23 protein-coding genes are annotated in these 21,976 nt (G+C 29.8%); 10 read left to right on the top strand and 13 right to left on the bottom strand.

Going from position 1 to position 21,976, the window contains the following annotated elements; all coding sequences use genetic code 11:
• Nucleotides 1-4: 4 nt before the first annotated feature.
• Nucleotides 5-607 (top strand): carboxymuconolactone decarboxylase family protein, encoded by a 603-nt coding sequence (locus LPB03_RS08235; protein WP_065317856.1) that lies wholly within the window; start codon nucleotides 5-7, stop codon nucleotides 605-607.
• Here LPB03_RS08235 and LPB03_RS08230 read toward each other — a convergent pair.
• From LPB03_RS08230 to LPB03_RS08220, 3 genes are all read right to left on the bottom strand, one after another.
• Nucleotides 597-1,187: a uracil-DNA glycosylase family protein gene (locus tag LPB03_RS08230; RefSeq protein ID WP_065317855.1), complete on the bottom strand. Its 591-nt coding sequence runs from the start codon at nucleotides 1,185-1,187 to the stop codon at nucleotides 597-599. The genes LPB03_RS08235 and LPB03_RS08230 overlap by 11 nt on opposite strands.
• A gap of 5 nt (nucleotides 1,188-1,192) precedes the next feature.
• Nucleotides 1,193-2,569: a dihydrolipoyl dehydrogenase family protein gene (locus LPB03_RS08225; RefSeq protein WP_317038995.1), complete on the bottom strand. Its 1,377-nt coding sequence runs from the start codon at nucleotides 2,567-2,569 to the stop codon at nucleotides 1,193-1,195.
• Between the two features lie 161 nt (nucleotides 2,570-2,730).
• Nucleotides 2,731-3,072, bottom strand: a complete 342-nt coding sequence (locus LPB03_RS08220; protein WP_065317853.1) for a HopJ type III effector protein — start codon at nucleotides 3,070-3,072, stop codon at nucleotides 2,731-2,733.
• 141 nt (nucleotides 3,073-3,213) lie between these two features.
• On the opposite strand from LPB03_RS08220, the gene LPB03_RS08215 reads away from it, so the two are divergent.
• Genes LPB03_RS08215 through LPB03_RS08205 form a run of 3 tightly spaced genes read left to right on the top strand, consistent with a single transcriptional unit; the run spans nucleotide 3,214 to nucleotide 4,683 of the window.
• Nucleotides 3,214-3,729 (top strand): GFO_1088 family ECF-type sigma factor, encoded by a 516-nt coding sequence (locus LPB03_RS08215; RefSeq protein ID WP_065317852.1) that lies wholly within the window; start codon nucleotides 3,214-3,216, stop codon nucleotides 3,727-3,729.
• On the top strand, nucleotides 3,710-4,135 hold the full coding sequence (locus LPB03_RS08210; protein ID WP_065317851.1) for a hypothetical protein: 426 nt from the start codon (nucleotides 3,710-3,712) through the stop codon (nucleotides 4,133-4,135). Before LPB03_RS08215 ends, LPB03_RS08210 begins: the two co-directional genes overlap by 20 nt.
• Nucleotides 4,136-4,182: 47 nt before the next feature.
• Nucleotides 4,183-4,683 carry a hypothetical protein gene (locus LPB03_RS08205; RefSeq protein ID WP_065317850.1) on the top strand — a complete coding sequence of 167 codons (501 nt, stop codon included), beginning with the start codon at nucleotides 4,183-4,185 and terminating at the stop codon, nucleotides 4,681-4,683.
• A gap of 123 nt (nucleotides 4,684-4,806) precedes the next feature.
• On the opposite strand, the gene rsmI is transcribed toward LPB03_RS08205, so the two are convergent.
• From rsmI to LPB03_RS08185, 4 genes are all read right to left on the bottom strand, one after another.
• On the bottom strand, nucleotides 4,807-5,478 hold the full coding sequence (gene rsmI / locus LPB03_RS08200) for a 16S rRNA (cytidine(1402)-2'-O)-methyltransferase (RefSeq protein WP_065317849.1): 672 nt from the start codon (nucleotides 5,476-5,478) through the stop codon (nucleotides 4,807-4,809).
• A gap of 13 nt (nucleotides 5,479-5,491) precedes the next feature.
• Nucleotides 5,492-6,148 (bottom strand): AAA family ATPase, encoded by a 657-nt coding sequence (locus tag LPB03_RS08195; RefSeq protein ID WP_065317848.1) that lies wholly within the window; start codon nucleotides 6,146-6,148, stop codon nucleotides 5,492-5,494.
• Nucleotides 6,109-6,741, bottom strand: a complete 633-nt coding sequence (gene pnuC, locus LPB03_RS08190) for a nicotinamide riboside transporter PnuC (protein ID WP_065317847.1) — start codon at nucleotides 6,739-6,741, stop codon at nucleotides 6,109-6,111. Before pnuC ends, LPB03_RS08195 begins: the two co-directional genes overlap by 40 nt.
• A 157-nt stretch (nucleotides 6,742-6,898) precedes the next feature.
• Complete coding sequence (locus LPB03_RS08185) at nucleotides 6,899-7,525, bottom strand: 4'-phosphopantetheinyl transferase family protein (RefSeq protein WP_065317846.1); 627 nt, start codon at nucleotides 7,523-7,525, stop codon at nucleotides 6,899-6,901.
• A 62-nt stretch (nucleotides 7,526-7,587) separates the two neighbouring features.
• On the opposite strand from LPB03_RS08185, the gene ahcY reads away from it, so the two are divergent.
• From ahcY to LPB03_RS08165, 4 genes are all read left to right on the top strand, one after another.
• Entirely contained in the window at nucleotides 7,588-8,895 is a 1,308-nt protein-coding gene (gene ahcY, locus LPB03_RS08180) for an adenosylhomocysteinase (RefSeq protein WP_065317845.1), read from the top strand.
• A 305-nt stretch (nucleotides 8,896-9,200) separates the two neighbouring features.
• Nucleotides 9,201-10,631: an SLC13 family permease gene (locus LPB03_RS08175; protein WP_065317932.1), complete on the top strand. Its 1,431-nt coding sequence runs from the start codon at nucleotides 9,201-9,203 to the stop codon at nucleotides 10,629-10,631.
• Between the two features lie 113 nt (nucleotides 10,632-10,744).
• On the top strand, nucleotides 10,745-11,110 hold the full coding sequence (locus LPB03_RS08170) for a S24 family peptidase (protein WP_065317844.1): 366 nt from the start codon (nucleotides 10,745-10,747) through the stop codon (nucleotides 11,108-11,110).
• On the top strand, nucleotides 11,107-12,393 hold the full coding sequence (locus LPB03_RS08165; RefSeq protein WP_065317843.1) for a Y-family DNA polymerase: 1,287 nt from the start codon (nucleotides 11,107-11,109) through the stop codon (nucleotides 12,391-12,393). Before LPB03_RS08170 ends, LPB03_RS08165 begins: the two co-directional genes overlap by 4 nt.
• Nucleotides 12,394-12,402: 9 nt before the next feature.
• On the opposite strand, the gene LPB03_RS08160 is transcribed toward LPB03_RS08165, so the two are convergent.
• The 4 genes from LPB03_RS08160 to LPB03_RS08145 all read right to left on the bottom strand — a co-directional run bounded on the left by LPB03_RS08160 (nucleotide 12,403) and on the right by LPB03_RS08145 (nucleotide 15,911).
• Nucleotides 12,403-13,071 carry a LysE family translocator gene (locus LPB03_RS08160; protein WP_065317842.1) on the bottom strand — a complete coding sequence of 223 codons (669 nt, stop codon included), beginning with the start codon at nucleotides 13,069-13,071 and terminating at the stop codon, nucleotides 12,403-12,405.
• A 136-nt stretch (nucleotides 13,072-13,207) separates the two neighbouring features.
• Complete coding sequence (locus LPB03_RS08155) at nucleotides 13,208-14,254, bottom strand: ferredoxin--NADP reductase (protein WP_065317841.1); 1,047 nt, start codon at nucleotides 14,252-14,254, stop codon at nucleotides 13,208-13,210.
• Nucleotides 14,255-14,261: 7 nt separating this feature from the next.
• Nucleotides 14,262-15,251, bottom strand: coding sequence for an aspartate-semialdehyde dehydrogenase (locus LPB03_RS08150; RefSeq protein WP_065317840.1), 990 nt, complete (start codon nucleotides 15,249-15,251; stop codon nucleotides 14,262-14,264).
• Between the two features lie 168 nt (nucleotides 15,252-15,419).
• On the bottom strand, nucleotides 15,420-15,911 hold the full coding sequence (locus LPB03_RS08145) for an LSm family protein (protein WP_065317839.1): 492 nt from the start codon (nucleotides 15,909-15,911) through the stop codon (nucleotides 15,420-15,422).
• A 133-nt stretch (nucleotides 15,912-16,044) separates the two neighbouring features.
• Here LPB03_RS08145 and trhO point away from each other — a divergent pair, with 133 nt between their 5' ends.
• Nucleotides 16,045-17,076: an oxygen-dependent tRNA uridine(34) hydroxylase TrhO gene (gene trhO / locus LPB03_RS08140; protein WP_065317838.1), complete on the top strand. Its 1,032-nt coding sequence runs from the start codon at nucleotides 16,045-16,047 to the stop codon at nucleotides 17,074-17,076.
• Between the two features lie 162 nt (nucleotides 17,077-17,238).
• Here trhO and LPB03_RS08135 read toward each other — a convergent pair whose 3' ends face one another.
• Nucleotides 17,239-19,611, bottom strand: coding sequence for a TonB-dependent receptor (locus tag LPB03_RS08135; protein WP_065317837.1), 2,373 nt, complete (start codon nucleotides 19,609-19,611; stop codon nucleotides 17,239-17,241).
• Nucleotides 19,612-19,986: 375 nt separating this feature from the next.
• Nucleotides 19,987-20,694: a zinc metallopeptidase gene (locus LPB03_RS08130; protein WP_065317836.1), complete on the bottom strand. Its 708-nt coding sequence runs from the start codon at nucleotides 20,692-20,694 to the stop codon at nucleotides 19,987-19,989.
• 148 nt (nucleotides 20,695-20,842) lie between these two features.
• Between LPB03_RS08130 and LPB03_RS08125 the strand changes: the two genes are divergently transcribed.
• Nucleotides 20,843-21,889 (top strand): asparaginase, encoded by a 1,047-nt coding sequence (locus tag LPB03_RS08125; RefSeq protein ID WP_065317835.1) that lies wholly within the window; start codon nucleotides 20,843-20,845, stop codon nucleotides 21,887-21,889.
• Nucleotides 21,890-21,976 lie beyond the last annotated feature (87 nt).

Here is a 21,976-nt window from a genome sequence, read left to right as displayed (position 1 = left end):
TACTATGGCATTAGTAACACCCTTATCAGCAGAACATGATTTAGAAACTAAAGAATTAGCAACATTCTTTAATGAAACTTTGGGGTTTTGCCCAAATTCGGTTTTAACAATGCAAAGAAGACCCGCAATTTCTAAAGCATTTATCAATTTAAATAAAGCTGTTATGGCAAATGAAGGTAGAGTTACATCTGCCTTAAAAAGAATGATAGCTTGGGTTTCTAGTAATGCAACAGGTTGTAGATATTGCCAAGCACACGCAATTAGAGCTGCAGAACGTTATGGAGCAGAGCAAGAGCAATTAGATAATATTTGGGAATACAAAACGCACTCCGCTTTTTCTGATGCAGAAAGAGCAGCTTTAAATTTTTCTTTAGCAGCTTCTATGGTTCCAAATGCTGTAAATGCAGAGATTAAAGAAGAACTATATAAATATTGGGATGAAGGCGAAATTGTAGAAATGTTAGGTGTAATTTCTCTTTTTGGTTACCTAAATAGATGGAATGATTCTATGGGAACAATTTTAGAAGAAGATGCTATTGATTCTGGAAATCAGTTTTTAGGAAAACATGGCTTTGAGGTTGGCAAACATGATGGCTCTAAATATTAGAGTTTTCTGTTTTTATAATTGATGCAACTCTTTCTTGTAATTCTGGAATTACATTTTTTTCAAACCAAGGGTTTTTCTGCATCCAAAAACGATTTCTTGGAGAAGGATGAGGTAATACAAAAAACTCGGGCAAAAATTGTTGGTAATTTTGCACTTTATTTGTCAGATTTTGTTTCTTGAATTTTGGCAGATAATAGTTTTGAGAATAACCACCAATTAATATTTTAAGTTTTACATTTTTAAAATTCTGCATTACTTTATGTTGCCATAAAGGAGCACATTCTTTTCTTGGTGGTTTGTCTCCTGTTTTTCCTTTTCCAGGATAACAAAATCCTAAAGGTAAAATTGCAAAATTATCTGGATTATAAAAGTCATCAAATGAAATATTTAACCATTTTCTTAAAACTTTTCCACTAGCATCATTCCAAGCTAAATTTTTTTCGTGGGCAATTCTTCCTGGAGCTTGACTAATTAATAAAATTTTAGAATTTTCTGTAAAAGACACAATAGGCTTTGCTCCCAAATCTAAATGAGGTTCACAAAATGTACACTTTTTAATTTCAGATATTAATTTTTGCATCAATATTAAGAATCTTTAAACATACTTTTTAAATCGCTTGCATAAGAAGGATAAGTGAAAATCATCTTTTTAAAAGCATCTGTAGTCATTTTATTGTTGATGGCAATTGTAAAAATATTAATGGTTTCATTGGCTTGTAAACTTAATAAATGGGCACCAACAATTTCATTAGTTCTTTTATTGGCAATAATTTTATAAGCATATAATTTTTCATTGGCTTTTTTTGCATTGTACCAATTAGAAACATCACCTTTAAAAACAATAATATTTTTATAGCGTTTTTTAGCTTCTTCTTCAGAATAGCCAACAGTTGCTAAATTAGGGTGCGTAAAAACCACAGAAGGTACTAATGGATTTGAGAATTCTTTTGAATTTTCTTTTACAATATTATTCCCAACTATATAACCTTGCAAGCCAGAAAGTGGCGTTAATGGTAAAGATTTGCTAGAAACATCTCCACAAGCAAAAACATTTTTATTGGTTTCATTCACTAAAAAATCGTTTACAATAATTCCAGATTCATCATTTTTGATATTTGCATTTTCTAAATCTAATAATTCAGTTGCAGGCACTCTACCAGAAGTATTAAAAACGATGTTAGATTTTAAGGTTTTCTTTTTATCATTTTTAATATATGAAATTCTATAGTTTTTTCTTAATTTTTCTACGGATGTAATTTCGGCATTAAAAATAAATTCAACACCTTTTTCTGACATAGATGCAACCAGCTTTTCAACTAAAAAAGAATCGAATTGCGATAAGGCTTGAGAACCTCTATCAATCATTGTTACTTTACAACCTAAAGTAGATAATAAGTAACAAAACTCCATGCCAACATATCCTGAACCAATAAATGTTGCCGATTTTGGAACTTTTTTTAATTTGAAAATAGCATCACTTATTTTTAAATGTTCAGCACCTTTAAATTTTAATTTTCTTGGAGTTAAACCAGAAGCAATTACAAATTTATCTGCAGAAACTCTTTTGCCTTCAACTTCAATTTCATTTTCGCTAATAAATTTTGGAGATTGATGATACAAATCAATATTCAAACTAGTAAGATCATCTTCTGTATGTTTAGGTACTTTTTTAGTAAATTGTTTTTGAAATTTTTGAATATGTTTCCAACTAATTTCTGGAACTTTTTTAATTCCTAAACCTTTTAGTTGTTCCGTTTTTTGCATTAAATCTGCAAATTGTAAGAGTACTTTTTTGGGGTCACAACCTCTTATAGCACACGTTCCACCAAATGCTTGTTTATCTGCAATAGCAACAGAAAGTCCGTTTTTTGCACAGATTTCTGCAGCAGTTTGTCCTGCAATTCCACTTCCAATTACAAATACATTATAGTGTTTGGTTTCCATATAGTTGATGATTTCCATCAAAAATACGTTAGAAAATATTTTCTTATTAATTGTAATCAACTAATTGTGGACTTATTTACGTTTAGTTTTATACTATATTTTGTTATTTGAAATAAAAAAAAATTACGTAAAAAGTTTGTTCAGTGAACTCTTTATTCATTTTATAACAAAATATGAAGTTATTTCTTATCTAAAGCTTCACTTTCAAACGTCAAACCATCAAAACCAAATTCCATAAAATTTCTAATATTTTGGTGTGATGTTCCTTTTTTATCTTCTAAAACACTTTTATAATGTTCACCAAAACACGCTAAAGTTTCTTCTTTTGTTAGCTGTTGATCAATGGCAAATGCAAACAATTTGCAAGAACCAGAGTTTTCGCCAGCTTTATTTTTGATATTTCCGTTTGTAAAAGTAGTTGGTGTAAAATTGTAATTATCTTCAATAACTTGCATCGTTTCTGCAAATTGAATTGAAGTTGGAGTGGTTTTTAGTTGGGTTTTGAATTGTTGAATTGTCATTTTTAAATTTTAAATCTAAATTAAAATATTTAATGAGTAATTTGCTTTTTTAAACGCTTTTTTCAGCTGAATTTATCAATTTAAAAAATAAAACCAATTTCTTTGTTATAAACACATACGGTTTTACGTTATATAAATAGAATGAACAAAAACGATTTTAAAGTTACTATTTTTTCATTATCAGAACGTTTGTTTCCCTTAGTTGTTCGTTTACTTGGCGATAAAACTAAGGCAGAAGATGCTATTCAAGAAATAATGATAAAACTTTGGGAGAAAAGAAATCAGCTGGAAAATCATCCAAATATAAAAGGTTTTGTTTTTTTAACAGCTCGTAATTACTGTTTAGATATTTTAAGAAAAAAAAGAATTTTAGTAAATGATGGCGAAATTTATTTAAATCTATTAAGCGATTCAAACGAACATTCTTATATAGAAAGCCAAGAATTAAATGAAATTATTAAGGAGATTTTAAAAAAGTTACCCAATCAACAGCGAGAAATTTTTATAATGAGAGATTTAGATGGTTATGAATTTATGGAAATAGCAGCCATTATGGAGCTCAAAATAACCAATGTGAGAGTCTTATTATCAAGAGCCAGAAAAACGATAAGTATTGCATTAGAAAAAACATATAGTTATGAAAGAGGAAACTATTAAAAATCGTATTGAAAAATATAAAAACGGAGAAACTTCTTTAAAAGAAGAGAAGCGTCTTTTTGATGAGGTTGGTGAAAATGAATCAGAAATAAAAATTTTAGCAGGTTTTGTTGAAGAAAATAAAATAGAAACACCTTATAATTTAAATGATAAATTATGGAACTCTTTTGAAAAAAAAACTGCGAAAAAAAACAGATTCAAAATTGGAATTTTCTCTGCAGCAGCTTCTATATTGCTTTTAGTCTCTTTGTATTTTGGGTTTTTAAATGAAAATGAGTTAAGTTATAATGAGAAAGAGGCTTTATTAAATGAAGCAAAAAGCATGTTTTCAGATGCTGAAGTAAAACAAACAATCCACAATATTATTATCGAAACCGATTTTATAATTGTGTACACAAAAAATTAAAAAATTATCAAATAAAGAAAGTTTATCAACCGTTAAAAACAAAAAACATGAAAAAATTATTAGTCGCTTCAATTATAATGATCTTTACTATTTCATCAATTCAAGCTCAAAAAGAAGAAGAGAAAAAAGATGTAAAAGAAGAACTTTTTGTAAAATTAAAAGAGGGTGCAAAACCTATTATTTATGTTGATGGAAAGATTTTCGATTTCCCAATGGAACTAATTGATCAAAGTAAAATAGCTTCTGTATTTATTGTTAAAGGAAAAGATGCTATCACAAAATATAAGGCTCCTGATGGAGTTGTTTTAATTACAACTAAAGGATTGGGTTCAACACCCATTTCCGATTTAGATTTAAGTTACAAAAGAGACATTGGTACTAAAAATGATCCAAAAATAATTGTTGATGGAAAAGTTGTAGATAAAGCTACTTTAGACAACTTAAAACCTGAAACAATAGATAAAATGGAAGTCTTAAAAGGTAAGAAAGCTATAGAAAGTTACAATGCTCCAAATGGTGTTATTATAATTACCTTGAAGAAAGGGTAGTTTTAAAGGAGTAGATATTTTATTAAAATAGAAATCAAATAAATATAATTTAAGTTTCCATACCTCACAGGTTTTTAAAACCTGTGAGGTTTTATTGTAAATTTAATGAACTTACACTATTCCCTATTTCTTCCCTTCAACAATCACAACAATTTCTCCTTTTGGAGGTTTATTTGTGTAATGTTCTAAAACTTCAGAGGCTGTTCCTCTTATGGTTTCTTCAAACATTTTTGTGAGTTCTCTAGAAACAGAAACTTGCCTATCAGCGCCAAAATATTCTATAAAATGGGCTAAAGTTTTTACCAATTTATGTGGCGATTCGTAAAAAATCATCGTTCTTTTTTCTTCGGATAAAAGCAAGAAGCGCGTTTGTCTTCCTTTTTTAACGGGTAAAAAACCTTCAAAAACAAACTTATCATTTGGCAAACCAGAATTTACCAAAGCTGGCACAAAAGCAGTAGCTCCAGGCAAACAATCCACTTCAATATTATTTTCTACACAAGCTCTTGTTAATAAAAAACCAGGATCTGAAATTGCAGGAGTTCCAGCATCCGAAATTAAAGCACAGGTTTCGCCATTTTTTAATCGGTTTATAATTCCTGTAATCGATTTATGCTCATTATGCATATGATGACTGTGCATTTGCGTAGCAATTTCGAAATGTTTTAAGAGTTTTCCACTAGTTCTTGTGTCTTCTGCTAAAATAAAATCGACTTCTTTTAAAACACGAATGGCTCTAAAAGTCATGTCTTCTAAATTGCCAATGGGTGTTGGAACTATATATAATTTGCTCATTTATGTGTTTTATTTAATAATCTAAAGAAGTCCCAAAATCGTTATTTTGATGCAAAAAATGCATGTCTAAATCTTGCAAAGAGTCAGAAAACGAATGTAAATTTTCTTTGTTAGCTATAAGTTTATCAATCGCTTCAGTTGCGTTTTTTAAACGCGTTTCTCTATCTCCTTTTAATAAAATATAAGGTCTATTATGTTTTTTTAAAGCAGTTTCAAAAGCATTAAACATTTCTAAACGTTGTTCTGGTCTATCACGTAAATCATCTTCTTCCCAAGGTGTATCTATATACGTTAGTAAATATAAATCATATTGATTTTCATTTGCAGCTTTGTCTAATTTTTCATCAACAAAACCACCATAAAACTCTTCTGAATATACTTTAGTTTCTAGTAAATCTGTATCGCAAATTAAAATTTTATCAGCTCTTTTAGCCAATTTATTTTCCAATTTCATTTGCCCAATTGCAATCGGAATTAAATCTTCTGCTTCACAAGTTTTACGCTCATTATTCCATTTATTTTGCAAATATTCACGTGCAAATTCTGGTGCCCAAACTGTGTGATAATAACGTGCTAATTGACGAGAAAGAGTTGTTTTTCCTGAAGATTCAGGGCCAAATAAAACAACCTTTACAAGATTGATAGGTTTCTGTTTAAGCTTTTTTTCCATGCTAAATAACCAAATATTGCTATAAATGTAAATATTAAATATTGAAAACTAGTAAAAGTAAACCCTTTATAAAAATATAATGGAGCAGAAATAATGTCTCCAATAATCCAATAAATCCAATTTTCTATTTTTCGTTTTGCCATTAACCACATTCCTACAAAGAAAATTGCTGTAGTAATTGTGTCTACATAAGCTGTCCAACTTGTCCATTTTTCAAAATAAGAATACACAGCGTACACAAAAATAAGTGTTGCTATAAAAATAAAAACACTTAACTTTTTTTCTTTTGTTGTGGTTGTAGAAATCGGCGTTTCATGTTCTCCATCACTTTTATAAGTCCAGATATACCAACCGTAAATGCTCATTATAAAATAGTAGGCATTTATCATCATATCTCCTAAAAGTTCCCATTTAAAAAGTAAATACACAAAGATTAATGTGCTAATCATTCCTGTTGGGAAAACCCAAATTTTATTTTGCTTAGAATACCAAACTGATAAAAAACCAAAAATAACTGCTATAATTTCTAGAACAATATCTATGGTTTCGTAGGTTTTATATTGTCCAAAAAAGAAATCGAAAATTTCTGTCATTTTTTTTGTTGATGTTGGAGCTTCAAAAGTAAGAAGTTAATTTGTTTTTTAATCACATAACAACATAGAAAACCTAGCAAAAGTGTATGAAATTAATAATTAAAAAAATCTTTCATTAAAACTCCAACTTTGAATCTAAAATTTTAAACCTTAAACTTTAGTAGGCAAATACACAAGTAAACCCTTCAAACTCTAAAAACTCAACAGCATAAGAAGTCGTTTCTCCATCAAAACGAATTTCTCCAGTAGTTTTTGCCTCTTCAAATTTAAAATCTGCTACATAAATATGGTGTAGAAAAAGTAATTTTTTCTTTCCGTAAATTTTATACAAACTTTCTTTTGCACCCCAAACAATCGTTAATTTACTAATTAATGCATCGTGATTTGCTATGGTTTTGTATTCTTCAATTGGTGTGAATTTATGTGCAATTTTTAAAATTTTATCACGCTGTTTTTCAATATCAATACCAACTTCGGTTTCAGTAGAATAAATAATGGCAGTAAAATTAAAAGAATGTGTGATCGAAATAAATCGATTATTATTTAAATGAGGTTTCCCAAATTCATCATAAATTAAATCAGCATCTGTTAAGTCAATTTCTTTTAGTAAATGTCTTATGCTCAAAAAACCTTTTTGATGTAAATCAGATTTCATCGAATTTAAACGTGCTGAATTATTTTCAGTTAAGGTAACTCCTTGCTGTAATTCTTCAATGGTTTCCTCAATTTTCCAAATAAAAACTTTGGTTTTTGAGCTGATAGTTAATGTTTTGTAAAGAGCCATAATTTTAAAATTCTATATCGTAACTTTGCACTTCGAAATTTTAGAATATAAATATACATAAAATGAGCACAAAAACAGCTTACGTACCTTACAAAGTAAAAGATATTTCTCTAGCAGATTGGGGAAGAAAAGAAATTGAATTGGCAGAAGCAGAAATGCCAGGATTAATGAGTTTGAGAGAAGAATATGGAGATTCTCAACCTTTAAAAGGAGCAAGAATTGCAGGATGTCTACACATGACAATTCAAACTGCAGTTTTAATTGAAACTTTACAAGCTTTAGGTGCAGATGTTACTTGGAGTTCTTGTAATATTTTTTCTACACAAGATCAAGCTGCTGCTGCAATTGCTGCAACAGGAACACCAGTGTATGCTTGGAAAGGAATGAACGAAGAAGAATTTGATTGGTGTATAGAGCAAACTTTATTTTTTGGTGAAGACAAAAAACCATTAAATATGATTTTAGATGATGGTGGAGATTTAACCAACATGGTTTTAGATCGCTATCCAGAATTGGCTGCAGGAATTAATGGTTTATCAGAAGAGACTACAACTGGAGTTCATAGATTATATGAACGTGTAAAAAACGGAACGTTACCAATGCCAGCTATCAACATTAATGATTCTGTTACAAAATCGAAATTCGATAACAAATATGGTTGTAAAGAATCTGCAGTAGATGCAATTCGTAGAGCAACAGATATTATGTTAGCAGGAAAGCGTGTAACTGTTTGTGGTTATGGAGATGTAGGTAAAGGAACAGCAGCTTCTTTTAAAGGTGCAGGTTCAATTGTAACTGTTACAGAAATCGATCCTATTTGTGCTTTACAAGCAGCAATGGATGGTTTTGAAGTTAAGAAATTAGAAACTGTTGTTGCAAATTCTGATATTATTATTACAACTACAGGAAATAAAGGAATTGTTAGAGGTGAGCATTTTGAAGCAATGAAAGACAAAGTTATTGTTGCAAACATTGGTCATTTTGATAATGAAATTGATGTTCCTTATTTAAATAAGAACAGCGAAAAAGTTGAAATCAAACCTCAAGTTGATAAATATAACATCAATGGAAAAGATATTATTTTATTAGCAGAAGGACGTTTGGTAAATTTAGGATGTGCAACTGGTCACCCAAGTTTTGTAATGAGTAATTCATTTACAAACCAAACTTTGGCGCAAATGGAACTTTGGAACAATGCAAAAGCATACAAAAACGAAGTGTACATGTTGCCAAAACATTTAGATGAAAAAGTAGCATTTTTACATTTGGCAAAAATAGGTGTAGAGTTAACAGAATTAAGCAAAGAGCAAGCAGATTATATTGGTGTAACTCAAGCAGGTCCTTATAAGCCAGAACATTATCGTTATTAATTAAAACAAAATTGTCATTTCGAAATGACCCTTTTTAGGCGATTTAGAAATCTCATAAAATTCGAAAACTCTCTCATTAATTTGAGGGAGTTTTTTTATTTGGGCGTTTTAACAGGCTTTCACTACTCGCTTTTTTGTTGAAAAAACAAAAAGAGCTCAAACAAGTCGTTCAATCCTTAACGCGAGTTTCTGCATTTTAAAAAGAGTTGTCACATCGATTGAATTTGATTTTTCATCAAATTTGTATCGAGATGTTTTATAAAGGTTACTTTTTAGTATTTTGCAAACCAATTAATCAACCAACAATGCAACCAACCAAAAAATTAGGCTTACTTCTTGGTCCAATATTTTTTTTCCTTATCCAATTTTCGCCAATCACATTAGTTTCCGAAAAAGCAGATGCAGTAATTGCAGTGGCTATTTGGATGGTTATTTGGTGGATAACAGAAACCGTAAACATTGCAGTAACAGCTTTGTTGCCATTAATTTTATTTCCATTGTTAAAAGTAATGGATATTGCAGATGTTGGTGCAAATTATGGAAGTCCAATAATATTTTTATTCTTTGGTGGTTTTGTGCTGGCTTTGGCTTTAGAGAAAGTAAATCTGCATAAAAGAATTGCTTTAAATATTGTAAAATTTACAGGCACAACTCCAGAAAAGGTAGTGTTAGGTTTTATGCTGGCAACTGCTTTTATGAGCATGTGGATTAGCAATACAGCAAGCACAGTAGTAATGTTGCCTATTGCAATTTCTGTAATTAGATTGCTTATAAAAGATGAAGATGGTTTTACAAAAGGCGATAAAAATTTTGCGTTAAGTATAATGTTGGGAATCGCTTTTGGAGCAAATGCAGGTGGCATTGCCACTGTTATTGGAACACCACCAAATTCGGTTTTAATCGGACTTTTGGAAAATCAATATAACATACAAATCTCTTTTTTAACTTGGATGAGTTTTGGATTGCCTTTTTCAATCTTAATGATTGTTGCAGTTTATCTTGTACTCGTAAAATGGATGTTTCCTTGTAAAGAAATCGTGTTTACATCCTCTGCAAACTTAATATCAGAAGAAATTAAAAAGCTAGGTAAAATATCAAAAGAAGAAAAAAGAGTCTTAACTATTTTTGGAATTACTGTTTTTTTATGGATTACAAGAACCATTATCAATTCTATTTTTCCAGAATTAAAATTGTCAGATACTATTATCAGTTTAATTGGTGCTGTTTCTTTATTTGCAATTCCTATGAATTTTAAAAAAGGGAATTTTATTTTAGAATGGAATGATACTCAAAAATTAGCTTGGGGAATCTTACTACTTTTTGGTGGAGGTTTAGCACTTGCAAAAGGAATGGATTCAAGTGGAATTGTAGCTTTAATTACAGACACAATTGCAACTGGAAATTTTAATATTCTATTCACTGTTTCTCTATTAATTATTTTGATGTTGTTTATGACAGAGTTGATGAGCAATGTTGCTTTGGTTGCTGTTTTGGCGCCAGTTGTTGCAGGGATTGCAATTGGGTTAAATATCCCGATTTTAAATTTGTTAATTCCAGTAACCATGGCAAGTAGTTGTGCGTTTATGTTGCCAATGGCAACGCCTCCAAATGCCATTGTTTTTGCAAGTGGTTATGTAAAAGTAAATGAAATGGTAAAAGCAGGTGTTTTTCTAAATATCATTGCTGTTGTTTTGCTTATTTTGTATTATCAATTTGTAATTCCGTTGTTTTTTTAAGGGTTTAATTTCTTGTTTTTTTGTAAAATATTGATTTCCAAAATATTGAAAATTGTTAATTAGTTCTTCTAAAATTAACATTTACCAAATGCTTTTTCTTGTAATTTTAAAGTGTGAAATCAGGTAAGGTAAATTTAGTAGAAAAGTCTAAGAAAAGCTATAGAGTTGCGCGTCCAAAACAGACGGGTTTCTCAAGTCCTGCAACACATTACACAGAACCCAGAATCGATTTAAATGCTGAATTAATTACAAATCCATCAGCAACTTTTTACGTAAGAGTTATCGATAATAGCTTTATTGATTTCGAGATTTTAGAAAACGATGTTCTAATTGTAGATAAATCGCTTACACCAAAAAATAATCAGCTTGCAGTTATTGTAAAAGAAGATGCTTTTCAAATTGAAAGAATTGATGCAAATTCGAAAGAAGAAATGCAACTTTGGGGAGTTATTACCTATGTTATAAAATCTGTTTTATGATTGCTTTAGTAGATTGTAACAGCTTTTATGCTTCCTGTGAACAGGTTTTTAGACCTGATTTACAAGGAAAACCTGTGGTGGTTTTAAGTAATAATGATGGTTGTGTAATTGCTGCCAATAAAGAAGCAAAAGCGTTGGCACATATTCCTATGTTTCAACCTGTTTTTAAAATTAAAGAAATTTTAAAAGCGAATAACGTTACCTGTTTCTCATCCAACTATACATTATATGCAGATTTATCTCAAAGAGTTATGGATACTTTACGAGAATTTTCGCCAATTGTAGAAGAGTATAGCATAGATGAAAGCTTTGTAGATTTATCTCATTTTGATGTTGATGAACTAGAAGAAATTGCACATAAAATAAAAGAAACTGTACATAAAAATACAGGAATTCCTGTTGGAGTAGGAGTTGCTAAAACAAAGTCGCTCTCAAAAATGGCGAATAAATATGCCAAGAAAATTCCAGCAAATAATGGTGTTTATGTAATTGATTCCGAAGAAAAAAGAAGGTTTTTATTACAGGCAAATAAAGTAAAAGATATTTGGGGAATTGGGCGTAAACATACAATTCGAGTAGAAAAAACTGGTGCAAAAACAGCGCTAGATTTTGCTGAAACTAATTTAGCTTGGGTTCGTAAAGAAATGACTGTGGTTGGAGAGCGTTTGTGGAGAGAACTTAATAATTTTCCTTGTCATACAATGGAAGTTGAAATTGCCACTAAAAAAGGAATTGGAACTGCAAAATCTTTCGGTTATAAATTAACAGAATACAGTTTAATTGAAGAAGCAACCAGTTATTATGTTGCTGAAGTTGCAGATTTGTTGCGTCAACAAAATTCGGCAGCAACCTATTTAGAAGTTTTTTTACAAACCAATAGTTTTAGCAATACAGATCATCAATATTATAAGAAAATTATCATCACTTTAGAAATTCCTACCAATAGCACTATTAAATTAACGCAAGAAGCTATTAAAGGATTGAAAAAAATATTTAAGCAAGGCTATCGCTATAAAAAAGTAGGTGTTAATTTATTTGGTTTAATTCCAGATTCAGAGATCCAAACCAACTTATTTTATCAAGAGCAAAAAAGCGAAAGTAAAAAACTTACAAAAGCCATTGATGCCTTAAATAGCAAATTTGGCAAAAATAAAGTAAAACTAGCTTCTGTTGGAAACAGAGAGAAAGAATGGGCATTAATTAACGAACACAGAAGTCCAAGATTTACAACACAATGGAAAGAGCTCTTAACAATCGGAAAATCAAAAGTAACTGTTAGTTAACACTGTTTATTAAGTTATAAATTCGTTTATTTTTTCCTTTGGGATAAACCCCATCAACATTAAATAGATTCCACAGACAATTAAAATAATTCCCATTATTTTTTTTACGCGATAAATAACAGCAGGTGTCATTTTATTTTTAAGCTGTTTTGCTAAAAATATTTTACCTAAATCCGTTATAAAATAGCCAAGAATAATGGTTGCAAAATACCAAAAAATGGCATTTTGATCCATATTTAAAGTAGGGCCAATTACTAAAACTGTACCTAACCAAAAAGCTAAAACCCCAATATTGATAAAGTTTAAAAAGTAACCTTTAAAAAATAATTTTAGATAATTGTTTTTTACGATAGGAACTTCAATAGCTTTGGCAGACTCAATATCTTTCTTTTTATTAGCTCTATCAAAATAGCTAATTAAACCGTAAATAATTAAAACTAAACCACCAATAAAAAATAATCTTGGGTCGTCTTTAATTTTTTCTAGTAAAGATCTGCTTCCATAATAGGCAATTAAAATAAAGGAAATATCTCCAAAAATTACTCCTAAATCAAAAATAATAGCAGCTTTTGCACCTTTTAAAATACTGGTTTGTATGAGCATAAAAAAAACTGGTCCAATCATAAAAGCCATGAAAAAACCAATTAATAAAGCATTTTTGAAATCGTAAATATCCATTGCTTAAAAATACTGTTTTTTATTTGAAGGGTAAAAAAAGGATGTAGAAAACATCCTTTTTAAATTATTTTTTTGATACTTATTTATCGTTTTACTTTTTACAATTAAAAGCTACACAAATAAACAGGTATTTATTTTAAACATCATCAAAATCAATAGAAATTTTTGCAGTTGTTGGGTGTGCTTGGCAAGTTAGGATTAAACCTTCTTCAACTTCGCTATCGGTTAAAATAGAGTTTTTAACCATTACTGCTTTTCCTTCAGTAACTTTTGCCAAACAAGAACTACAAACACCTCCTTGACAAGAATAAGGAGGGTCTAATTGGTTGCGTAAAGTTGCAGCCAAAATATCATCTGTTTGTTGCATTGTAAAGGTTGTTTCCTCATCATCTAGCATTACTGTTATTTGAGTAGTTCCTTCTTTTACTTCTGCTAAAGCTTCTTCATCAACAGAAACTGTAAAAAGCTCAAAATGAATATTTTCTTTAGCAATATTATTGCTTTTTAAAGTGGTAGAAACTTCGTGTATCATTTCTTCTGGGCCACATAAAAAAGCAGCATCAAAAGTAGTTTCTTTGTACATGTTTTTTACAAAGTAATTCGTAACACTTTTATCGATTCTACCTCTTAATTGGTTTTTAACTTCCTCTCTGCTAAATATATAATGCAACTTAAATCGATTAGGAAAAGATTCTTTTAGCGCATTTAATTCTTCATAAAAAATAGTATCTGCAGCAGTTTTATTTCCATAAACCAAACTAAAATTAGTTGTTGGTTCAGTTTCTAAAACTGTTTTTATCATCGATAAAATTGGTGTTATTCCAGAACCAGCAGCAAAACCTATGTAGTTATTGTTAGGTTCTGCATTTAATAAAAAGCGTCCTCCAGGAGCTGTAATTTCAATTTCATCACCAGCTTTTAAAACGGAAGTTGCATAGGTAGAGAATGTTCCGTTTTCCACAGCTTTAATAGCCACTCTAATATCGCCACTTTTTGGAGTAGAACAAATAGAATAAGCTCTTCTAATTTCTTCTCCATTAATTATTGTTTGTAATGTTATGTATTGACCTGCTGTAAAATTAAAATCTTCTTTTAAATTTTCAGGAATGTCAAACAAAACAGAAACCGCATTTGCGGTTTCTTGTGTAATTTCTTTAATATGTACTTTGTGAAAATCTGCCATAAATGTATTAAACTAAACTATTTGCAATTAAATATTCAGCAATTTGAACTGTATTTGTTGCAGCACCTTTGCGTAAATTGTCAGCAACAATCCACAAATTTAAGGTTTTTTCTTGAGATTCGTCTCTTCTAATTCGTCCAACAAAAACCTCATCTTTATTATGCGCATTTATTGGCATTGGATAAATGTTGTTGGCCAAATCATCTTGCACTATAACTCCAGGCGTTTCATTTAGTATTTTTCTTACTTCTGCTAAATCAAAATCATTTTCAAATTGTACGTTTACAGCTTCAGAATGGCCACCAGCAGTAGGAATTCTAACAGCAGTTGCAGTAACTGAAAAAGAATCGTCACGTAAAATTTTCTTTGGTTCTTTTACCAATTTCATTTCTTCTTTTGTATAGCCGTTTTCTAAAAAAACATCACAATGAGGTAAAGCATTTCTACCAATTTTATGAGGATAAGCCATTTCTCCATCAATACCAGCCTCTTCATTATCTAATTGTTGCACAGCTTTTACGCCAGTTCCAGAAACAGATTGATAGGTAGAAATTACCAAACGTTTCATTTTATATTTTAAATGTAAAGGCGCTAAAGCCATTACTAATTGAATCGTAGAACAATTTGGGTTGGCAATAATTTTATCATCTTTTGTTAAAACATCACCATTAATTTCTGGGACAACCAATTTTTTATCAACATCCATTCTCCAAGCAGAAGAATTATCGATAACAGTTGTGCCAACTGCTGCAAATTTAGGCGCCCATTCTAAAGAAGTATCTCCACCAGCAGAAAATAAAGCAATTTCTGGCTTCATTTTTACAGCATCTTCTAAAGTTACAATCGTGTATTCTTTTCCTTTATAAGATAATTTTTTTCCAGCCGATCTTTCTGATGCTACAGGAATCAATTCCGTAATTGGTAAATTACGCTCTTCTAAAACTTTTAACATTACTGTGCCAACCATTCCAGTTGCACCAACAACAGCTACTTTCATAAGTTTATTTTTTATATCTAAAAATTGACTGCAAAGATGCTAAAAAAATGAATCAATTGAATTACATAAAAGGCTATAAAACAAGGTAAGTTTAAATTTAAATCAAAAAAAAATCTGATGTTTAAATTTAAACTTATTGTTTTATTTTCATATAAGAATAGAAAATATTTAATTTTGTGGCTGATACATGTCTTCCATAAATCCTTTCCATTTAACAACATCACTACCAATAGTGTATTCTTGAGAGTTCTTAAAAAGTGTAGTAAGATAGCCAACTCCACTTCCAATAAATACAACTACAATTGCTCCAGCATATGCAAGACCTTTTGCTGTACCACCAAAACCGGCATTAGAATTTCCACTTTCGGAAGCAACTATTGCAAGACCTAATAAAGAACCACCAGCTGCACCGAATAAAACATTATGACCATTAGATCTTTTTGTTTTTAGAGTCTCAATTTCATTTAAAGAAATTGTGATAGAACTGCTTCCTTTTTTTAGGATTATAGAATCATCAGTAATGTCGAGTATTTTTCCTTTGGCAATTTTTTCACCTTGATTATTGTAAACTCTTACAAAAATTTTAGATTTTTTTGGTAGCTCTTGAGCTGTAATGTTTGCGCATAAAAATAATGCGATTGCAAATAATAAATACTTCATAATAATAGTTTAGGTTAGTTTGTTGAAAGGTAGACTTATGACTTGGATAAACAATTTTATTTATTTGACTATATTTGCAAAAATATTTTATTTAACAAAAACTGAATTAACTTCAGCTTAAAATTAGTATAGCATGCAACTGTACAATAAGTTAAGCGCAATTGAGCGCGCAGAATTAATTGATAAAGCTGGTAAAGACAGATTGACCATTTCCTTTTATCAATATTACAAAATACAAAACCCACAATTATTTAGAGATAAATTGTTCCTAGAATGGAACGCTTTAGATGTTCTTGGAAGAATTTACGTTTCTAATGAAGGGATTAATGCACAACTTTCTGTACCATCAGAAAATTTTTATGCGTTAAAAGAACAATTAGATACCATTTCTTTCTTAAAGGATATTCGTTTAAATGTAGCCATTGAGCAAGACAACAAATCGTTTTTAAAGCTAAAAGTAAAAGTTAGAGACAAAATTGTTGCAGATGGTTTAAATGACGAAACTTTTGATGTAACCAACAAAGGGATTCATTTAAATGCTAAAGAATTTAATGAAATGTTAGCAAATCCTGACACCATTTGTGTGGATATGAGAAATCATTACGAAAGTGAAATTGGTCATTTTGATGGTGCTGTAACTCCAGATGTAGATACGTTTAGAGATTCTTTAGATATTATTGAAGAAGATTTAAAAGACAACAAAGAAGATAAAAATTTATTGATGTATTGTACAGGTGGTATTCGTTGTGAAAAAGCATCAGCTTACTACAAACACAAAGGTTTTAAAAACGTTTTTCAATTAGAAGGTGGTATTATTGAATATACTCGTCAAGTAAAAGACGAAGGAATTGAGAATAAATTTATTGGTAAAAATTTTGTTTTTGATCATAGAAGAGCAGAAAAAATTACAGATGATGTAGTTTCCAACTGTCATCAATGTGGAAAGCCTTGTGACACACATACAAATTGTGCTAATGAAGCTTGTCATTTATTATTTATACAGTGTGATGAGTGTTCAGAAAAAATGGAAAACACCTGTTCTACAGATTGTCAGGAAATAATTCAATTATCTTTTGAAGAGCAAAAAGAGTTAAGAAAAGGAAAAGGGAATAGTAATAAAATATTTAAAAAGGGAAGAAGTGAAGCTCTAGCTTTTAAAAAATAACAGGTATGTTTTCGGAATAAAAAAGACCTTTTTTAGAACAAATCTTCTAAAAAAGGTTTTTTTATAATAATCGAAACATCCTAAAATAATAGCGGTTCCGAAAACAATGGCAAGAATTATCTAGTCAGATTTATTTAATTTGGTAGTCATTTTACAAAGATATTAATTATCATCATTAATTCTGTTTTCTTCATCTCTATTGGTGTTTCTTCCAGATTTTTTCTTTCCAAATTTATCTCCAAAACTATAGGTAAAACGCAATTGAATGTTTTGTCTAGAGCCATTACTATGAACAGATGCAGTTCCATTTCCATAATCTATTGTACCCACAAAACCTCTATTTAGCATTTTATTAAAGCCAAGATTTGCTTTTAAAGTGTTATCTAAGAAATTTTTACCGAAAGAAAAATCTAGTTCTGCAAACCAATCTACTTCAATTTGATCTTCTAAAGCACCTGTTCCATAATTTCCACTCAACTCTAAATTTATATCCCAAGGTAACTCGTAACTTGCTTGTAAGAACCAAATTAAGTTCCATTTATTTAAATCGATGTTAAATGTTGATGATTGATAATCGTTATTTGTAACGATAATTCCTGTGTAACCTTCTAGACCATCAGTAAAATTTACAGGTGCAAATAATCTAAAATTCCAATTAGCATTATTTTCTACGTTTACTACTTGTTGCCTAATTTGCGCAGTTTCATTGTCTTGTTTTATCAATTGAAAAATAGTATCGTCTGTTTTACTATAACCAACAGTAAAAAATGGTTGCCCTTCATACGTTAAATTAAATTGATAATTATTGGTGTAAGAAGGTGTTAAATTTGGGTTTCCTTCACCAGCAGAATAAGGATCTAAAAATGTTTGAAATGCATTTAAACTACTATAAGAAGGTCTTCGAATTCTATAACTATAAGATAAACTTGCCCCCAAAACATCGGTCATTTTTCTGCTGATAGATGCACTTGGAAACAATTTTTGAATTGGTCTTTTTAAAATTTCTGTAGTTAAAGAGCCGTCTTTCATAAAAATGGATGTGCCATCTGTATTACTATCTTCGTAACGTAAACCTCCAGAAAAAGACCAATCTCCAAATTTTGCATTTACTTTGGAATATAAAGCAAAAATGGTTTCATCAATTAAAAACTGACTACTTTCCTCTTCAACTAAATTAAAATTGCCATTTTCATCAATTAAAGACTCTAAATCGTTGTCTGTAGCTACATCTGCAAATCGAGATCCTGCACTAACTTTTAAATTGTCTGAAAACGTTCTTGTATAATCTAAACTGTAGGTTTTTATATTATAATTACCATTTTGAATGTATTTTCTATCTGTAAAAGGAATTGTGCTTCCTGCAACATCATATAAAGTATTGGTGTTGTCATTTACAAAATCTATATAATTAAAATCGACTAATAAACGATCCGTTTCAGATTTGTATTCATAATAAGGATTGATGCTATAATTTTTACGTTCTCTATTAAAACTGTTTTCGGAGAATATAGTATTTACCGAATTTTCATCAGAAATAATGGTTTCACTAGAAGCAATTCTTGTGGAGTTTCTTGTATTTAAACTTGCACCAATTCCAATTGAGTTTTTATCATTTAAATAATAATCCATGCTTCCACTAATTCTAAAATTATCAGGGTCATAAGGTTCTTTGGTAACTTGGTCATAAGTTTCATTACCAACTGTTCTTACTAAAAATAAATCTTCTCTAAAGGTAGGCTGAGAATATCCAATACTTGTTTGCCAATTTAATTTGTTTTTATAACTAGCAATTGAAAACCCAGAACCCCATTCAAAACCTTGGTCTTCACCAACCCAAGTATTTGCACTACCATGTGTGCCTAATTTTACGTTTTTCTTTAAAATGATGTTGATAATTGCTCCAGAACCAGAAGCTTCATATTCTGCTCCAGGTTGTTCTACAACTTCAATTTTAGCAATATTATCTGCAGGAAAATCTCTTAAAAGAGTATCAACATCCATATATTCTGTTGTTTTTCCGTTGATAAGAATTCTTACGCCACTATTTCCAGCAATTGAAATTCCGTTATTAGTTACTAAAACTCCAGGAACTTTACGCATCACATCTTGTAGGTTTGTGTTTATCATTTCTGAATTTTCTAAATCTACAATTAGTTTTTCTGCAGTTTGTCTTATAATTGGTCTTTTGCTTTTTATAACAACTTCATTTAACGTTTGGCTTTCTTCTTTTAAAGAGATGTTAAATATTTTGTTTTCATTTAAAGTGAATTCATCAATATTTTGAGTTTTAAAACCCAACATCGAAAATTGCATTTTGTAGTTTCCTGATGCTATTTTATCAAAAGTAAATTCGCCTTTATCATTAGAAACAGTTCCTTTCGGATTTGCTTCTTCGCCAATTTTATACAAAACAATATTTGCAAATGGAAGTGAGATATTTTGGTCATCAACAATTTTGCCTGAAATTGAATGTTGAGAAAAAGTTGTTAAAACTCCTAAGAATAAAATAAAAATACTGGTTGTAAAAAGTTTCATTTGGTTGATTTTTAAAAATTACTCCTCAACTTTTTTATGTTGAGGTTTCTATTAAAGTGTCATTCCTGTTAAAACAGGAATCTAAAAAGAATTGCTTTTCTTTTATAACACTTCAAAAGTGCCTATTTTGTTACAGAAGAAAAATCAAAATTTGACGAAATAGGTTAAATTTCGGTTGAATTAGAATTTATTTTCTATAAAATTGAAGACGCTTAAAATCAATAAAAAGTTTCCTGCATAAAAAAAATGCTTCGATTTTTTCGAAGCATTTTAGTAAGAATATTAATTTAAACTTTAATTATATTAAACTCAGGTTTAAATTTTTTATGTATAATTTATAACACAAAAGTGAAATAATAAAAGGATCTGCGATGCCTAATCTCTTCCTCCTAAAATTTGTAACCCCCAATATAAAAGCATTGCTAGAGAACCTAAAGCAGCTACTAAATATGTTCTTGCAGCCCATTTTAAAGCATCTGTAGAACCAGCAAGTTCTTCTTGAGAAACCATGTTTTTATTCTTTAACCAAGCTAGGGCTCTGTTACTTGCATCATATTCTACAGGTAAAGTTATAAAGCTAAAAATAGTAGCCATTGCCATAAATGCTAAACCAGCAACAGCAATGTAAAATCCAATTCCATATTCACCAGTAGCATCTGAAGCTACACCTAAAATAATTCCCCCAAAAACTAACCATTGAGAAAATTTTGAAGTAATACTCACAACAGGTACTAATTTAGAACGCATTGTTAAGTAACTATATGCAGTTGCATGTTGTACAGCATGCCCAACTTCGTGAGCAGCAACAGCTGCAGCTGCAGCATTTCTTTGGTTGTAAACAGCTTCACTTAAATTTACAGTTTTATCCTTTGGATTGTAATGATCTGTTAATCTACCAGGAGTCGAAATTACTTTTACATCAAAAATACCATTATCTGCTAACATTTTTGTGGCAATTTCAGCTCCACTCATGCCATTTCTTAATTGAACTTGAGAATATTTCTTGAATTTTTTCTTTAATTGATTACTCACTAACCAACTTATTAATGAAATTGCACCTATTAATATATAGAATCCTATCATAATTTATTATCTTTTAAAAATTGTATATCATATTTGTTTGATAAATTTACAACATAAAGTATTCCAATTTATTTTTTGTTATTAAAAAGTGGTTATTGGCATATATTAATAGTAAATATTTAATAATTTTTTAAGAATAAATGCCATAATGTCAAGAAAACCTAACATTTTAATTGTGTATACAGGAGGTACCATAGGAATGATTAAAGATTATAAGACAAATGCTTTAAAAGCTTTCGACTTTAATCAAATAACCAAAAACATTCCTGAATTAGAACAATTAAATTGTACAATCAAAACCATTTCTTTTAATGAGCCAATAGATTCATCAAACATGAATACCTCTTTTTATGTAGAAATTGCAGAAACTATAGAAACTAATTACGAGAAATTTGATGGATTTGTGGTTTTAACAGGATCAGATACGATGTCTTATACAGCCTCTGCAATTAGTTTTATGTTTGAAAACTTACAGAAGCCAATCATTTTTACAGGTTCTCAGCTGCCAATTGGAGATTTAAGAACAGATGCAAAAGAGAATTTAATTACATCCATCGAAATTGCTTGTTCAAGAAAAAAGGATAAACCTATTGTTTCTGAAGTTTGCTTATACTTTGAATATAAATTATACAGAGCAAACAGAACTACAAAAATAAATGCAGAACAATTTGAGGCTTTTACGTCTATGAATTATCCACCATTAGCAGAAAGTGGCGTACATCTTAATTTTAATAAACATTATATGTATCATCAAAAAAATGATGAAAAGCCACTTGTAATTAGAAAAAAGTTAGTGAATGATATTGCTATTTTAAAATTATTTCCAGGAATTACTAAAGAAGTCGTAGAAAGTATTTTGAATATTAAAAACTTAAAAGGTATTGTTTTAGAGACTTATGGTGCTGGTAATGCACCTAATACAACATGGTTTTTAGAGTTGTTAAAGTCAGCAATTTTAAACAATATTAGAATTGTAAATGTTACACAATGTAAAGGAGGTGCTGTATCTCAAGGCCATTATGAAACAAGTGTAGGCTTAAAAGAAATAGGTGTAATTAGTGGAAACGATATTACCACAGAATCTGCTGTTGCAAAATTAATGTATTTATTAAATGAAAATTTATCTTTAAAAGAGTTTACCTATTATTTTGAAAAATCTTTAAGAGGCGAAATTTCAGACGTTTTTAGTTCGTAACTTTAGATAGAAAGCAATCAAACACTAAAATTTTATAAAAAAAGTGATAAAAAGAAAGAATTAGCACAAAAATATTTTTTTATGCAT

This window comes from Polaribacter vadi, assembly GCF_001761365.1.
Taxonomy (GTDB): Bacteria; Bacteroidota; Bacteroidia; order Flavobacteriales; family Flavobacteriaceae; genus Polaribacter; species Polaribacter vadi.
The sequence above is the reverse complement of the archived record's forward strand: the minus strand, read 5'-3'. Positions and strand labels throughout refer to the sequence as shown.